Annotated in this window: 16 protein-coding genes; 10 read left to right on the top strand and 6 right to left on the bottom strand. The window is 61.4% G+C overall.

Annotated features, from left to right (window positions below; genetic code table 11):
* Positions 1-203 precede the first annotated feature (203 nt).
* The 3 genes from So717_RS19175 to der all read left to right on the top strand — a co-directional run bounded on the left by So717_RS19175 (position 204) and on the right by der (position 3826).
* Positions 204-881 carry a hypothetical protein gene (locus tag So717_RS19175; RefSeq protein ID WP_159980318.1) on the top strand — a complete coding sequence of 226 codons (678 nt, stop codon included), beginning with the start codon at positions 204-206 and terminating at the stop codon, positions 879-881.
* Between the two features lie 65 nt (positions 882-946).
* Entirely contained in the window at positions 947-2296 is a 1350-nt protein-coding gene (locus tag So717_RS19170; protein ID WP_159980316.1) for a PQQ-like beta-propeller repeat protein, read from the top strand.
* 51 nt (positions 2297-2347) lie between these two features.
* On the top strand, positions 2348-3826 hold the full coding sequence (gene der, locus So717_RS19165) for a ribosome biogenesis GTPase Der (protein ID WP_159980314.1): 1479 nt from the start codon (positions 2348-2350) through the stop codon (positions 3824-3826).
* A gap of 86 nt (positions 3827-3912) precedes the next feature.
* Here the strand turns inward: der and So717_RS19160 are convergent, their stop codons facing one another.
* On the bottom strand, positions 3913-4632 hold the full coding sequence (locus So717_RS19160) for a TspO-related membrane protein (RefSeq protein ID WP_159980312.1): 720 nt from the start codon (positions 4630-4632) through the stop codon (positions 3913-3915).
* 115 nt (positions 4633-4747) lie between these two features.
* Between So717_RS19160 and So717_RS19155 the strand changes: the two genes are divergently transcribed.
* Positions 4748-5896, top strand: a complete 1149-nt coding sequence (locus So717_RS19155; protein ID WP_159980310.1) for a T6SS phospholipase effector Tle1-like catalytic domain-containing protein — start codon at positions 4748-4750, stop codon at positions 5894-5896.
* Between the two features lie 32 nt (positions 5897-5928).
* On the top strand, positions 5929-6429 hold the full coding sequence (locus So717_RS19150) for a hypothetical protein (RefSeq protein ID WP_159980308.1): 501 nt from the start codon (positions 5929-5931) through the stop codon (positions 6427-6429).
* 3 nt (positions 6430-6432) lie between these two features.
* Here So717_RS19150 and So717_RS19145 read toward each other — a convergent pair whose 3' ends face one another.
* From So717_RS19145 to So717_RS19130, 4 genes are all read right to left on the bottom strand, one after another.
* Positions 6433-7008 (bottom strand): TadE/TadG family type IV pilus assembly protein, encoded by a 576-nt coding sequence (locus tag So717_RS19145; protein WP_159980306.1) that lies wholly within the window; start codon positions 7006-7008, stop codon positions 6433-6435.
* Entirely contained in the window at positions 7008-7583 is a 576-nt protein-coding gene (locus So717_RS19140; RefSeq protein WP_159980304.1) for a TadE/TadG family type IV pilus assembly protein, read from the bottom strand. The genes So717_RS19145 and So717_RS19140 overlap by 1 nt, the downstream gene beginning before the upstream one ends.
* The gene (locus So717_RS19135; RefSeq protein WP_238841095.1) at positions 7580-9088 is read right to left on the bottom strand and encodes a TadE/TadG family type IV pilus assembly protein; all 1509 of its coding nucleotides are present in this window, start codon (positions 9086-9088) and stop codon (positions 7580-7582) included. Before So717_RS19135 ends, So717_RS19140 begins: the two co-directional genes overlap by 4 nt.
* Before the next feature lie 293 nt (positions 9089-9381).
* Positions 9382-9999 (bottom strand): TetR/AcrR family transcriptional regulator, encoded by a 618-nt coding sequence (locus tag So717_RS19130; RefSeq protein WP_159980462.1) that lies wholly within the window; start codon positions 9997-9999, stop codon positions 9382-9384.
* Between the two features lie 70 nt (positions 10000-10069).
* Here So717_RS19130 and So717_RS19125 point away from each other — a divergent pair, with 70 nt between their 5' ends.
* Genes So717_RS19125 through So717_RS19115 form a run of 3 tightly spaced genes read left to right on the top strand, consistent with a single transcriptional unit; the run spans position 10070 to position 11584 of the window.
* The gene (locus So717_RS19125; protein ID WP_159980300.1) at positions 10070-10606 is read left to right on the top strand and encodes a peroxiredoxin-like family protein; all 537 of its coding nucleotides are present in this window, start codon (positions 10070-10072) and stop codon (positions 10604-10606) included.
* 55 nt (positions 10607-10661) lie between these two features.
* Complete coding sequence (locus So717_RS19120; protein WP_159980298.1) at positions 10662-11129, top strand: YybH family protein; 468 nt, start codon at positions 10662-10664, stop codon at positions 11127-11129.
* A 47-nt stretch (positions 11130-11176) separates the two neighbouring features.
* Positions 11177-11584: a nuclear transport factor 2 family protein gene (locus So717_RS19115; protein WP_159980296.1), complete on the top strand. Its 408-nt coding sequence runs from the start codon at positions 11177-11179 to the stop codon at positions 11582-11584.
* A 153-nt stretch (positions 11585-11737) separates the two neighbouring features.
* On the opposite strand, the gene So717_RS19110 is transcribed toward So717_RS19115, so the two are convergent.
* Positions 11738-12598, bottom strand: a complete 861-nt coding sequence (locus So717_RS19110) for a LysR substrate-binding domain-containing protein (protein WP_159980294.1) — start codon at positions 12596-12598, stop codon at positions 11738-11740.
* An 85-nt stretch (positions 12599-12683) separates the two neighbouring features.
* Between So717_RS19110 and So717_RS19105 the strand changes: the two genes are divergently transcribed.
* Complete coding sequence (locus tag So717_RS19105) at positions 12684-13706, top strand: permease (RefSeq protein ID WP_159980292.1); 1023 nt, start codon at positions 12684-12686, stop codon at positions 13704-13706.
* A 307-nt stretch (positions 13707-14013) separates the two neighbouring features.
* Entirely contained in the window at positions 14014-15432 is a 1419-nt protein-coding gene (locus tag So717_RS19100) for a Glu/Leu/Phe/Val family dehydrogenase (RefSeq protein WP_159980460.1), read from the top strand.
* The last annotated feature ends 1 nt before the right edge of the window (position 15433 follow it).

Below are 15433 nucleotides of genomic sequence, written 5' to 3'. Positions count from 1 at the left end.
AGGACTATCCGAAAGGGCGCCTGGCTCCGGTTCGGCACTTTGGCGCGCAATTTCCTTTACGACAGTTACGCTAAACTGACCAGTTCAGATTAGTAATTTCTCAGGCTTATGGCAATGGGCGCTGCCACCGCATCGGACACCGGGTCTTGGCTTGCCTGTCTGGCCGCGATAAGAGGGGCGAAACCCGTGGTCGGAAGGGCGACATGAGCGATACTGACAGTTTCATCGACGAGGTGAATGAGGAGGTCCGGCGCGACCGGCTCTATGGCTATCTCAAGCGCTATGGCTGGATAGGTGTCTTGCTTGTGGTCTTGATCGTCGGCGGGGCGGCCTGGACAGAGTATCGCAAGGCCGCTGCGCGGGCCGAGGCTCAGGCCTTGGGGGATGGCATGCTGGCCGCACTGAGCGCGTCAAGCCCCGACGAGCGGACCGATGCGCTTGCAGGTCTGAGTGCCGAGGATCCAACCGCAAGCGCTCTGGTCGCAATGCTGCGCGCGGCCACCGCGCAGGACGCAGGCAATACGGAGGCCGCCGTCACAGCGCTGGATGCGGTGGCGGTGAACCCGGATGTGGATCAGATTTACCGGCAGATCGCCAGTTTCAAGTCGTTGACGCTGCAGGCCGAGACGCTGGACGCAGATACCCGCAGGCAGCGGTTTGAGGCGCTGGCTGTGGCAGGTGCGCCACTACGCCTTCTGGCGTTGGAGCAATTGGCCCTGATCGATGTGGCCGAAGGGCAGACGGATGCAGCGATTGCGCGGTATCAGGACATCCTGCAGGATGCGGCGCTGACCTCGGACTTGCAACAACGCGCCTTACAGGTGATTGTGGCGCTGGGAGGCTCTCCCGATCTGGAAAACCTGCCGCTCTCGGGCAATTGACAGCAGGCACCGGTGACGGAATGACGGGAAGCTGCGGGCGACAGTATGGGTAAGGCAGGCAGGGTATGATCAAGGTTTTCGGCGCTCCGGTTCGGGCGAAGCTGGGCTTGGCCTGCTTGGCATTTGGCGTGGTGTTGTCTGCGTGCACGGAGGATGACACTATCCTGCCGGGCAAGCGCGAAGACATTCGGAGTGTGGGGCAGGATGCGCAATCTTTAGCGCTTGCTGCGGAGACCCAGGACGGGCCGCGTGCCATCTCTCTGCCAGCCACATCCAACAATGCGGAGTGGACCCAAAGCCCGGGCTCGCCCTCTTTTCGGGTGGCGCACCCGGCGCTTGGGGCCACGCCCCAGCGGGTCTGGTCGGCCAACATCGGTGCCGGTGACAGCCGTCGCCAGCGCATCACCGCCGACCCGGTTGTGGCAGGTGGGGTGATCTACACCCTGGATGCCGGAACGCAGGTGACAGCGACGTCGACCGCGGGGGAGACCGTGTGGCGACAGGATCTGACGTCTTCTCGCGATGAAGCGGGTGCGGCCACGGGCGGTGGCATCTCTTACAAGGACGGGCGTCTTTATGTATCGCTTGGCTATGGCGCGCTTGTGGCGCTGGATGCGGCAACGGGTGACGAGTTGTGGCGGCAGGCGCTGGAAGGCACCGGATCCGGACGGCCCACGGCCTTTGGGGATCTGGTCTATCTGACCTCCGGGGATGATACCGGGTGGGCCTTGCGCGCAGAGGATGGGCGCATCGAATGGCAGCTGACCGCAGCCCCGAATGTGAACAATGTGCTGGGCGCGCCGGCCCCGGCTGTGGCAGACGATCTGGCGATTTTTGCTTTTGGGTCCGGCGAAATACAGGCGGTCTTCCGCCGTGGCGGTCTGCGCCGTTGGGATGCATCGGCGCTGGGGCAGCGTTTCGCGCGGGCGCTTGGTGCGGTCGCGGATGTTACAGGCGAGCCGGTGATTTCCGGGAACCGCGTCTATGTGGGCAATCAATCGGGCCGGATTGTCGCACTTGATTTTGCGTCAGGCGCGCGTCTTTGGACCGCGCGGGAAGGAGCTGTTGGCCCGGTTCTGCCTGCCGGGGACAGTGTCTTTGTGATCTCTGATCTCGGAGAGCTTCTGCGGCTTGACGCCTCGGATGGCACCCGGATCTGGGGTGCGCAGCTGCCCAATTTTGTCAAGGACCGTCCCAAGCGCCGAGCTGAAGTCTATGCCCATCACGCGCCGGTGCTGGCGGGTGGCCGTATCTATGTGGCTTCCAATGATGGTCAATTGCGCGCCTTTGACCCGGAAAGCGGCGCGCTTGTGAACACAACTGAAATTCCTGGCGGCGCCACCACTGCGCCCGTGGTCGCAGGCGGTGTTCTTTATGTTGTGTCCACGAACGGGCAACTGCACGCTTTTCGTTGACGGCGAAGTGAGGTAAGGCGCGTCTTTATCGTTGCGTCTGGAGCCTTTGATATGTCCTTTACGCTGGCCATCGTGGGGCGGCCCAACGTGGGCAAGTCCACCCTGTTCAACCGTCTGGTTGGCAAGCGTCTGGCGTTGGTGGATGACCAGCCAGGGGTGACCCGCGATTTGCGCGAGGGTGCCGCACGGCTGGCCGATCTGCGTTTTACCGTGATTGATACGGCCGGTTTGGAGGAGGTCACGGACGACAGCCTTCAGGGGCGCATGCGCCGCTTGACCGAGCGGGCCGTCGATATGGCTGACATCTGCCTCTTTCTGGTGGATGCCCGCGTTGGCATTACACCCTCTGATCTGGTCTTCGCCGACATTCTGCGCAAACGGTCGGCCCATGTGATCCTCGCCGCCAACAAGGCGGAGGGAGCGGCGGCGGATGCCGGTGTGCTGGAGGCTTATTCGCTGGGCCTCGGCGAGCCCATTCGTCTGTCCGCTGAACACGGCGAAGGGTTGAACGACCTCTACACCCATTTGATGCCACTGGCGGATCAGTTTGCGGAGCGGGCGGCAGAAGACGCACCCGAAACCGACGTGACGCTGGACGAAGACGATGGGGACATGGAGGTCGAGATCCCCATGCCGACCCCTCAAAAACCTTTGCAGGTGGCTGTTGTGGGGCGGCCCAACGCGGGCAAGTCTACCTTGATCAATCGCATTTTGGGTGAGGACCGTCTGCTAACCGGTCCTGAGGCGGGGATCACGCGCGATGCGATTTCCCTGCGGCTGGACTGGGCCGGACCGGAGGGTGACCCCGTGCCGATGCGCATTTTTGACACGGCAGGCATGCGCAAGAAGGCGAAGGTGCAGGAAAAGCTGGAGAAGCTCTCGGTTGGCGATGGGTTGCGGGCGGTCAAGTTCGCTGAAGTGGTGGTTGTGCTGCTGGACGCTGCGATCCCGTTTGAGCAGCAGGACCTGCGCATCGCGGATCTGGCCGAGCGCGAGGGCCGTGCGGTTGTCGTGGCGGTGAACAAATGGGACATCGAGGAGGACCGACAGGCCAAGCTGAAAGACCTTAAGGAGAGCTTCGAGCGCTTGTTGCCGCAGCTGCGCGGCGCGCCGCTGATCACAGTCTCAGCACAGACGGGGCGTGGATTGGACCGGCTGCACTCGGCGATCCTGCGCGCCTATGAGGTGTGGAACCGGCGCGTGAGCACTGCGCAGCTGAACCGCTGGCTGGCGGGGATGGTCGAGGCGCATCCGCCGCCCGCGCCGCAGGGCAAGCGCATCAAGCTGCGCTACATGACGCAGGCCAAGACCCGGCCGCCGGGGTTTGTGGTCATGTGCAGCCACCCCGACAAGGTGCCGGAGAGCTACAGCCGCTATCTTGTCAACGGGCTACGGCTTGACTTTGACATGCCGGGCACGCCGATCCGGCTGTGGATGCGCGGACAGAATGACGCCAACCCCTACAAGGACCGCAAGAAGGCTGGACCCTCCAAACTGCGCAAACACACTGACGGGCGGCGCAAGGCGTGATCTGTCGGAGGCGGCGGCCTAAAGCCCGCCGTACCTGCTGGGATTGACCGGTCGTGCTGGCAGGTACTGCGGGCTTTAGGCCGCCGCTACTCTGCGGGTCGTTCTGCCCGCCGCGCTTTGATCATCGGTCTGAGAAGCGCCAGCGCACCACCGCCTGCCAGGGCCGCGACGATCTGATTTCCCGCGACGTTCTGGGCGACCACTGCCGCGAGCGCCCAGATGACCGCCAGCGCATAGGTGGGCGTGCGGCCCAGCGTCGACTGTATCGCAGAGGCGAGCACAAGGGCTGCAAAGACAAGGACCAGCGCCGCTGTTGATGCGCTCATCAAACCATAGCCTGCCGTGACCAACCCTAGAGACACGCAACTCGCAGCGCTGAGCCAGCCTGCGTAGAGCCCCAGCGGGTACGCCGCCCAGATCCGATCCCGACGCGGCGCGCGGTAGAGCGCCAGGAGGGCGCTGATCAGAATGATCCAGATCAGCACTGTGGCCCAGATCGGGTCGCGTTCGGCCACAGCGAGCCAGCCGGTGCCGACCAGCAGGGAGACACAGAGCGGCGGTCGCATGGCCTGCCAGTCTGCTTCTGCGCTTCGGCGGAGCGCGCCAAATGCCATGCCCGCGATTAGCCAGAGATAAATCACACCCCAGATTGCAAAGGCGTAGCCTGCTGGCTGCACGGGTGGGTCGTCTTGCGGCACAGGGAATTGCTCCGGTGCGAACCCACTGAAATCGGTCACGATCAGTGGCGAAGCCGCGAAGGTCAGGGTCAGAGCAAAGGTCAGGATAGCAAGCAGGTGCTGCGACATGAAATGGCTCCCTTACCCGGCTTCAGCCGGTTGAGGTTTTACACCACCGCACGCGGCCTTAAGCCAATAGTGGGGTGCCTTCCGGCATGTCTAAGGCACAAAGAGGGGTTGGCAAATGGCACATATCGCGATTTTTTGTGACGGCACGTGGAATTCCACCCAATCGGAGGCGCCCACCCATGTGTTGCGGCTGTCGCGGGCCTGCCTGCGCAGCCCGGAGCAGATCGTGATCTACACCGAAGGGGTTGGCACGGGCACGGGCCGGATCAGCGGATTGGGCCGCTGGCTCAGCCGTGTGGGGGGCGGGCTCTTCGGTTGGGGCCTCAACCGCAACATCGCATCGACCTATCTGCAGCTTTGTCAGTGTTATCAGCCCGGTGACAAAATCCTGATCTTCGGGTTTTCGCGCGGTGCTTTCACGGCGCGGTCGCTGGCGGGGCTGATCCGCAAATGCGGCATCCTGGAGGACCCGACACCGGCCAATCTGCGCCGGGCCTTTCGCCTCTACCGGCGGCGCGGTGCGCGCAATGCGCCGGATCAGCCGCATATCCGGGCCGCGCGGCAGATTCTGTCACCCAGATATGCCACCAGCCAGACGGATATCCGCGCGCGCGCTGATGACAGCCATTTGGTGCGCATTGCCTACCTGGGCGTCTGGGATACGGTGGGCGCGCTTGGCATTCCAGAGCCGGTCTTTGGCCGCTGGGCGCGGTGGTGGAATGCCCGCTACGCCTTTCACGACACGCGGCTGTCGCATCTGGTGGAAGCCGCCCGCCACGCGGTTGCGCTGGACGAGCGCCGCAAACCTTACATCCCGACGCTTTGGGACAATCTCGACGACGCCCCGGATGCCTCTGGCCTGAACCAGGGTGACAGCAGCCCGGACCGCCCGTACCAGCAAATGTGGTTTGTGGGAGATCACGGCATTGTCGGTGGCTCCGCGCAGACCCGGGCGCTGGCCGATATCGCGCTGGCCTGGATCTGGGAAGGCGCCGCGCGGCAGGGGCTGCGGCTGACCCCCGGGGTCGCGATCCCCGACGTGCCGCTGAACCCCGTGACGGCCACATCCGAGATCGACGATCATGGTTGGCTCTACCGTTGGGTGCCGCGATTGCTGCGCTGGCGGCAGGGCCCGGATCAGAGCATCGACGTGCATGATACGGTGCGCCTTCGGGTCGCCGGACGGTCTGACTACCGCCCGCTGAGCCTGCGCAGGCTGATGCCGGCCCTGTCACGGCTGGACGAGACCCCGCCCGCAGGGTAGGAGGCGCGGACCCTGAACAAAAGGTGCCCGCCATGCCCGATTCCAGTGACACCGAGATTCTCGCAACCGTGCAGGCCTCTGCCGGGCGGCGCTTTCTGGGGATTGGCCTGCTGATGGTTCTGGGCGCGCTGGTGATCTATGTGGCCTTTGCCGCGCCGCCGAGCCTTGGCTGGCAGGTGTTTCTGGTGGCGCTCGGGGTCACGGCCCTGATGGTGGCGGATGCGATGCGCCGCTCCACCGCGCATGTGCTTGAACTGACGCGGATGGAGTTGCGCGAGAGCAGCGGAACGGTGATCGCGCAGGTGGCGGATATCGCCGGGATCGACCGGGGCGCCTTTGCGTTCAAACCGTCCAATGGATTCCTGCTGCGGCTGTCGAGGCCTGTGCCGCGCCAGTGGCGCCCGGGGCTGTGGTGGCGCGTGGGGCGGCGGGTTGGCGTGGGCGGGATGACGCCCGGGCGTCAGACCAAATTTATGGCAGAGATCATTGCGGTGATGCTGGCCGAGCGTGAGCAGGGCGACAGCGCGCCTTAGCACTCAGACACAGGCGCCATTGCCATCCCATGTGATCGACGGCGCGCGGCGGGGCCGCGTGAAGATGAAGTTGTGGATGTCGTGATCTGCGATGCCCACATTGAAGGGGGCCGAATACCGCGCCCATGTCTCCACAACGGTGATGCGCTCGAAGTTGGGCAGAACGGGCAACCGCACGTCCCAGTTCTCCACTTCGGCCAAGGTGGCGGGCGGCACCGTGCCCCGCGACTGGGACCATTCGCAGACATAGAGATCATTGGCGGCATCATACCAGACCGAGGTGATCCGCACGCTGGACGGCTCGGCGGAGCGGGCGAGGCTGTCAAAGAGGCTGCGCGCCCCGGTCAGATAGGCGGCGTTGAGCGCACGATCTTCGCGCGACACCATATCGCCGATGGTATAGGCCGCCTTTTGGTTGATGCTGTGCTGGCGGTAGGCGTCGAAGATGGTGACCGTGGCCATATAGGCCCAGAAGAGGATCGGCGCGATGATCACCGTCTCCAGCGCGATGTTGCCGTCCTCCCGATGGGCAAACCGTCGCAGTCCCCGGAGGCATCTGGCAAGCCAGCGCCGTGTCATCAGATCGGCTCCTGCACGAAGGCGGACATGGAGACCATCATGGCTTTGCCCGCACCGTCCTTTTCAAAGGCGCGACCGAGGCCCGTGGTCGGGAAGACCGGGTCGAACTTCACGCAGGCGCGCAGCAGCATCAGCTCATTTTCCACCCCGTTGGTGAAGCCGCGCGGCGGGTTCACAGGTTGTGTGACATCGACGCAATCCGCCCGGCCCGACAGCCCCACATAGGCAAATGGATCAACCGGCTCCATTTCCAGGCGCAGGGTGCTGTCGCAGTTGTTGCTGCCATGTGTGTTCAGAAAGCCCGCGTAGTCACAGACCTTCTGTTTCACGGTATCATGGTCCAGATCGACCACCCCGTCGCCATCGATGTCGATGCCGGTGTTCAGCCGGATCTCGCGCACCGCCAGATCGAGCCCGCGATCAAGGAACATCTGCCGCATGGAGTACAGGCCGAATTCGACCGAGGCCAGAAACATGCTGAAGATGGCGGGCACGATGATCGCAAACTCGATGATCATGTGACCCTCTTCGTCGCTCTTGAAGCGGCGCAGGCAGGAGCAAAGGCGCGCAATCATTGGGTCAGCCTGAGTTCGTTGATCTTGCGCGCGATGGTGGCAAAGGCGGCGGTGATCTGCTCCCGGCCAGTGGCGCGGAAGAAGTGGCTGTCGCTGGAGGCGCAGTATTTCATCTGATCTTCCGGGGTGCCGGGGGCTTCAAAGGCGATGGTGTAAATCACGACATTGCGCGAGGGGTGTTTGGCCAGATCGCACTGCGCATAGAAGAACTCCACATTGCGCGCCCAGTCGGTGACGGTCACCCTGTCGCCGCTGCGCTGCGTCATCGATACGCTTGTATTCTCTTCGTCGAAATAGTCAGCCGGCCGGGTCTGCCGGGTGATACCGCCGTCGGTCATCAGCACGATGTATTTGACCGTTTCGGTGTCCGAGAAGGCGGCAGGGCGCTCGGCAAACTCGGGCCGCACAAGGCCAACCGCGGGGGCTGCCATCTCAGCAAAGAGCGGCCGGGTCGCGGGGTTGAGCAAGGCCAGACCCCATTTCATGCCATAGGGCGTGCCCGTGCCGTCATACATCGGCATACGCTCGATCTCGCGCTTCAGCGCGGCTGCATTGTTCGACGCATAGGTGATCGCGGTGATGTCTTCCGGGCACCACCCCCATTCGATTGTGTTGAGCGGGTTGCCTCGGTCATCCACGGCGCGTTGCGGTGCACCATCAGGGTCGTCATTGGAGACAAACAGCGGGCTGTTGGAATGCCGATAGCCATCGAAATAGGGGGTCTGATCATAGGTGCCCACGCGCAGGTCGTCCTGAAAGAACGCGGTATCGGAGAACTCCAGACAGGAGGATGTGTTGGGATAGACATAGCGGACGTCCGGGTCAGGGCCTGTGCCACCTTCCGCACCCTCTGGCAGCTGCGTGTGGCTCAAATGCTCCGGAATGCCGCCATCGGCGGCGTCCATCGCGCGCGTGGCATATCTCACCCCGCCCAGACGCTGGAACATCCAGGGGCCCGGGTTCACTTGCCCAGCATAGGGCACAAGGTTGATCGACGTCACCGTGCTGGCAGAGCCTCTCAGGACAATGTCGACAAAAGTCTTGGCCGCCGCGTGCAGGTTCACCATCTTGCTTTGACTGTTCATCGATTGGGAGTAGTCGAGCACCAGCGAGATCTCGACATTCGGGACGTCTTCGACGGCCTGGCTGGCTGCGGGCACGGGCAGCGTGTCGACACCGAGCAGCGACATGAACTGCGTATCGGTCTCCATATAGGCTTCTGCCGCGATATTGCGGTAGTTCAACGCGCTGTTGGGTTGAACGCTGGTCAGATGTTCGCGCAAGCCGCTTTTGGCGAAGTAATCCTCGACCACCTCTGTGGGAGGGCGGGTCTGATCCAGATCGGCGGCCGCCAGAACCGCGCGGTCGACAGTGTTTTGCAAGGCCGTGCGGCGCATCTCGTTCTGCATGAGATCCACGCCGATCCCTGCGACCATAAGCATCATGAGCATGATGAAGATCGAAAAGATGGTGACGACACCGTCTTCGTTCTGCGCAAAATGCAAAAATCTCCGGGGTTTTGATCTTGCAGATACGTCCCCTGCCATCTGGTCACCGTTCTTTGCCTTTGGCGCCGGCGCGAAGCCAGACGCGTGAACGATTGTCCTAACACGTCAATGTGGCGAAAAGCGGGCAGATGAGGGGCAAAGTCGGTCGCGGCTTAGGGAGCTGTCGACCATGGGACACCTTTAACGTTCATATCTCCAGCTGCCCCAGGTTTTGAACCAGCACCTCCATGCAGATCGAAGCGATGGCGTCAGAGGAGATCAAGGTGCGTCGGCTGCCCCGTGCACCCTGATCAGCTGTCAGGCTCCGCCAGAACGGCGCTCACATATTTTTCTATGTCTCTGGCGAGCTCGGCATCGGGGAAACCTGCGCGCGCTCTGAACACCATACCCTGTCTCAGGTCGAACATGAGCTTGGCGCGATCCGCACTTGGGAAGTTTTGTGGCAGTGTTCCCTTTTCGATGTCCTGATCAAGGCGCGCCCTAATGCGTCGGTCTGTCGACGCAATTGCGTCGCGCAGCAACTCGGCGGTTCCCTCCACATGCCCTGCACTTGTCGCAACACAGGAGACAAGGAAGCATCCCTTGGCGCCACTGGCATGGTGGGTGGAATAGTCGATGACCGATTCAAAGAATGCGCGGACGGCTTGAGCAATATCGGTGACGGTTTCCAAGGCAACCAATGGCGTGCAGGCATCATTCGACGCGTAGCTGTTGATTGCTTCAAGATACAGGGCGTGCTTGTCGCCGAACTCCGCATAAATGCTTGGGCTGTTGATCCCCATCGAGGCGGTCAGCAGTTTCATGGATGCCCCCTCATATCCATGTATCCAGAACACCCCGATAGCTTTTGCGAGGGCATCGTCGCGGTCGAAGTTTTTTGGCCGCCCAACTTTTTTTGTTACGTTCATTACAAAACCTTTGACATTCCATTTTGGATCGATTTTATATCGATCATCACAAAACACAAGGATGACGATAATGACCTCGCAAAAAACACCCGCCGGAGCGCAGTTTCCAGACGTCACCGTTCCCAAGCTTGGCGGGGGGCAGATGGTGCTCGGTCGGCCACAAGAAGGCTACGATTGGCAAATGGTGGTCGTCTATCGCGGCAGGCATTGTCCGTTGTGCACCAGCTATCTGAAGGAGTTGGAGGCGGTGCTTCCCGAGTTTCACGCGCTCGGAGTGGACGTCGTGGCCGTTTCCGCGGACCCCGAAGCCAAAGCCACAGACCAGATCGCACTTGTGCAGCCGAGCTACCCGGTTGGCTATGATCTGAGCCTCGATCAGATGTATGAACTTGGGCTTTACGTGTCCGATCCCCGTTCAGCAGAAGAGACGGATCACCCCTTCGCGGAACCCGGTATCTTTGTGGTGAATGCCGATGGGCAGGTTCAGGTGACTGACATTTCCAACGCGCCTTTTGCGCGGCCAGATCTGAAAAGCCTGCTTGGTGGTCTTGGTTTCATCCGCAATCCTGAAAACAACTATCCTATTCGGGGGACACGCGCGGCATAGGGCCCGCTCTCTCTCACCCCTTAAAACGACTGAACGATCTTGAAAGGACAAGCTCATGCGCTTGGCATCCGCCCTCTCCACTATTGCTGTCGTTGCCTCTTTGGCGCTGCCAGCCGTTGCCGAAACAGCGGCCCAAGCCCAAGCGCGTGAGAGCCTGATCATCTTCAACGACCGGTTCAACGACCTCGCTGCGACACATGACGCGGCCGGTCTGATCGCCCTTTATGACGAAGATGCCTTCTGGATCGCGCCCGCGACACGGCCTGCGCAGGGACGTGATGGGGTCCCTCGCCAAACGATCACCTTCATGAGTGAGAACAAGGGCAGGCTGTCGCATACAGTGGAAGATTTGTTCATCTCCAAGGATGGCACACAGGCGGTTATGAAGGGCGTCACCAAAGCCTCGGTCGAAAGCCAGGGTTTCCAGCTTGAAGGCTCCTACATCTACGTCCTTGAACGTGAGAGTGCGGAGGCTCCGTGGCAGATCGTGCTCGACATGTTCAGCAATTACGCCACCGAATGATCCGCGCAACCGACCCCCCAACACCTGCTGTCGAAAGGAGAAGCACAATGGCAATGACGGAAAACCACCCCAATGTCTCGGCGGTCAAACAGACACTTGATGGTTTGATCCACGGTGTGTCAGGACACTCTTTCGAGGTGCTGGACGACCTCTATCACCCGGATATGCAGACCTATGTTCTGCTCAATGACGGCACCCTGATGCGCAATGACAAAACCGGGTTTATGGCGTTCATCAAGAACAACATGGGCGCGTTGAAAGACGATGACCCGTGGGTGCGGTATCACCTGGTCGAGGCCGACGACACACATGGCCACATTGTGGTGAGCCGCAAGAATGATGCGACCGGACGCTATCAGCTCATCTCTCTCAGCATTGATTTCGTGTTCGAGGATGGCAGGTGGCAGATCACCCGAGAGGTGATCATGACGCGAGATCAGGCGATTGAAGCGTAGGCAGATCGCCGCGATGCTGACCTTACTTTGTTTTCACAAAACCAAACTGGACGTAGCACTCTATGGCTCTGTCACGCGCATCCATCACCGGTTTTTGTGCAACCCTGATTGCCTGCGCCATTTTGAATCTGCCCAATGGCATGACATCGCTCATCAATCGCGGCGCACCAAAAACGCAGCTCGTATGGCCGCTTTCATGGCGAGCGTCGGTTCCGTTTCTTTTTGCTGACCTGAAACCATGACCAGCTTTGAGGACGGCGTGTTCTCCAAGCCCAGGGTGTCATTGACCACCGACAGACCCGCATGCAGTGAAGAGCGACCGAGAAGCCCCACGGCAACGCCGGCTTCGACCGCGGCGATGACGCCAGAGACGCTTTGGCTGGAGTAGACCATGCGGTATGGCGTTCCGCTGGCTTTCAGAGACGCGATAGCTGCGTCACGCCACCAGCACGCGTGATCGAACAAGGCCACGGGGAGAGTTTCATCGGGCGAGAAACGCCGACTGGTCGACGAGACCCAGCAGGTTGGGTCTTCATAGAGGACCTCCTCATGGCTCGACGGGCGTTCGACCTCATAGATCGCGAGGTCCAACACACCCTTGCCCAGGGCTTCGGGGAAGGTGGTGCTCAGCGCGCAGGTGACATCCAATTCGACCTCTGGATGATGACGGGTGAAAGCTGCAATGATCTCTGCGAGTTTGCTGCGCCCGTGATCGTCAGGAATGCCGAGGCGGAGTTTACCGCGCACAGCATCTTGGGAAATGTCCCGCAGGACCGCATCCAGACGCGCTGTGACATCCTTGGCAACCGGTAACAATGTCCGACCCGTATCGCTCAGGACGACGCCGCGCCCATGCCGTTCAAACACCGGGCGGCCCAGGACGGTTTCGAGCCGTTTGATCTGAAGACTCGTGGCAGATTGAGAGCGGTAAATGCGGGCGGCACCCTCCGTGACGCTGCCCGCCTCGGCCACGGCAACGAAGGTGCGCAGAAGATCACTGTCGAGGGCTGCCATCTGTTTTGCCAATGCCTGTCATTGAAAGTATCCGTTTCACACATGCTTTGTGAGCGGCTAGTTTTCAAGGCCAAAGGAGTCTCCGATGTCCGATCAAACCGTCGCTCACCGACTTTCAAACCGGAAACCCCTTGTGTGGGGCATTTGCATTTTGATGTTGGCGGGTGTCGGTCTTGCGTGGCCGGATCATGTGGTGAACGTCGCAAAATTCGTCATTTGGGGCCTGATTGTCGTCTCCCCAATCGTCATTCCGGGCATCGCGCTTGCGGCTTGGATCATTGCCAGCGGCGCGGGCAGTCACATCGCTGGGGCATTTGAGGGCAGGACGCTCCGAACAGTGGTGGCCGCATCGCTGATCGGGGCCATCACACCGGTTTGCGGCGTGACCGTGTTGCCCTTGATGGCCGGATTGCTGGCCGCCGGCGTGCCGCTCGCGCCGATCATGGCGTTCTGGCTGTCCTCACCGATCACGGACCCGGCCATGCTGGCGACCACTGCCGCGACGCTGGGGCTGAGCTTTGCGGTTGGCAAAACGCTTGCAGCTTTTGGCCTGGGTCTGTTCGGAGGGGCGGTCACCGGGCTCTTCTCCCAAGCGCCCTGGACCAAAAATGCGCTGAGAGACAATGGTCTTGCGCGCCGTCTCAGTGCTGCAAGATGTGGTGAGGATCAGCCCTTTGATCCATGGGTCTGGCGGTCTGCGGCGCGCAGGCAGTCTTTTGGGAAACAGGCCCGGGCCACGACACGGCTGATCCTGATTTGCCTCATTCCCGCATTCGCCGCCGAGTATGCCTTGAACGCCGCACTGACGCCTGGCGCGCTAGCCGCATATGTTGGCGAGGATCAGTGGTGGGCGATACCCGCAGCCGTCTTTGTCGGCGCTCCGGCGTACATCGACGGCTATGCGGCGCTTCCTTTGACACGCGGGTTGATTGACAACGGCATGTCCGAAGGCGCGGCCATGGCCTTTCTGGTCTCGGGCGGGGTGGTCAGCATCTGGGGCGCGATGGCCATTGCGCCAATTTTGAAACAAAAGCCATTCATGCTGTATCTGTTGCTCGCTGTTCTTGGATCGCTCGGGGCGGGTTACGTCTTCGAGTGGATCGCCTGAGAGTTACCACCAACCGGCTGTGGACATTCGAAGACAGCCTGTATTGTCCGCCCCATTGGCGTTGTCTTCAAAGGGCACGCGGCAGTTGGCCAAAGATGCGCGACGTTTCAAAGTGTCCTTCATGCCACGTCGGGCAGCGGTGTTGCCCAGGATTTGCCTGCCCGATGATACCGCATGAGTAGAATTCACTGAATATACACACTCCGCCCAAAAAACTGGCATTGAACGACTCACCATCATAGGGTGCGATTGTCGCCAAATCAGAAACACTGGCACCACCAGGAGAAAGACAGTGAATAAACACAGTATGGAGCCCAGCTTCCGCGAAAGCGTTGATCAGATGTTCAACAGGGCCGTGGGGCTTATGGATCTCTCTCCGGGGTTGGAAGAAAAGATCAGGGTGTGCAACGCGACCTATACGGTCCGGTTTGGTGTGCGGCTGCGCGGCAAGATCCAGACGTTCACCGGCTATCGGTCGGTGCATTCCGAACATATGGAGCCGGTCAAGGGCGGTATCCGCTATGCCATGAACGTGGATCAGGACGAGGTCGAGGCGCTGGCCGCGCTGATGACTTACAAATGCGCGCTCGTGGAGGCGCCTTTTGGCGGCTCCAAGGGTGGGCTCTGTGTCGACCCGCGCGACTGGGATGAGCATGAACTGGAGCAGATCACCCGCCGCTTTGCCTATGAGCTGATCAAGCGCGATCTGATCAATCCCTCGCAGAACGTGCCTGCGCCGGACATGGGCACGGGTGAGCGGGAGATGGCCTGGATCGCGGATCAGTACAAACGGATGCACACGACCGACATCAATGGCAATGCCTGTGTGACAGGCAAACCGCCGCACGCCGGCGGTATTGCGGGCCGGGTCGAGGCCACGGGGCGGGGTGTGCAATATGCCTTGCGTGCCTTCTTTCGCGACGAAGAGGGCGTGAAGAAAGCGGGCCTCAGCGGCGATTTGGACGGCAAGCGTGTCATTGTGCAGGGTCTTGGCAACGTGGGGTACCACGCCGCGAAATTCCTGCGGGACGAGGATGGCAGCATCGTGACCGGCATCATCGAGCGGGACGGGGCGCTGTTCAACCCGGATGGTCTCGATGTGGACCGGGTGCGCGACTGGATCGCCAAGCATGGCGGCATCTCGGGCTATTCGGACATGCACCATGTGAAAGACGGCGCAAAGGTGCTGGAGGAGGAGTGTGACATTCTGATTCCAGCGGCGCTGGAAGGCGTGATCAATCTGCAAAATGCGGACCGGATCAAGACATCGCTGATCATCGAGGCGGCGAACGGCCCGGTGACCGCAGGGGCGGACCAAATCCTGCGCGAGCGCGGGATCGTGATCATCCCCGATATGTATGCCAACGCCGGTGGTGTGACGGTGAGCTATTTCGAGTGGGTCAAGAATCTCAGTCATATCCGCTTTGGCCGCATGGGGCGGCGGCAGGAGGAATCGCGCCACCAGTTGATCGTGGGGGAGCTGGAGCGGCTGTCGCGCGACAAGGGCTTTGACTGGGAGCTGAGCCCGGATTTCAAGGAAAAGTATCTCCGCGGCGCCGATGAGCTTGAACTGGTGCGGTCCGGTCTCGATGACACCATGCGCATTGCCTATCAGGCCATGGCGCATGTCTGGCACGGGCGGGATGACGTCGAAGACCTGCGCACGGCGGCCTATCTGGTGGCCATTGACCGGGTCGCGACCAGCTACCGCGCCAAGGGCTTGTGAG

The sequence above is a fragment of the Roseobacter cerasinus genome (assembly GCF_009811755.1).
GTDB classification, from domain to species: Bacteria; Pseudomonadota; Alphaproteobacteria; order Rhodobacterales; family Rhodobacteraceae; genus Roseobacter; species Roseobacter cerasinus.
Note: the sequence above shows the minus strand (reverse complement) of the source record. Positions and strands in the feature narration are given on the sequence as shown.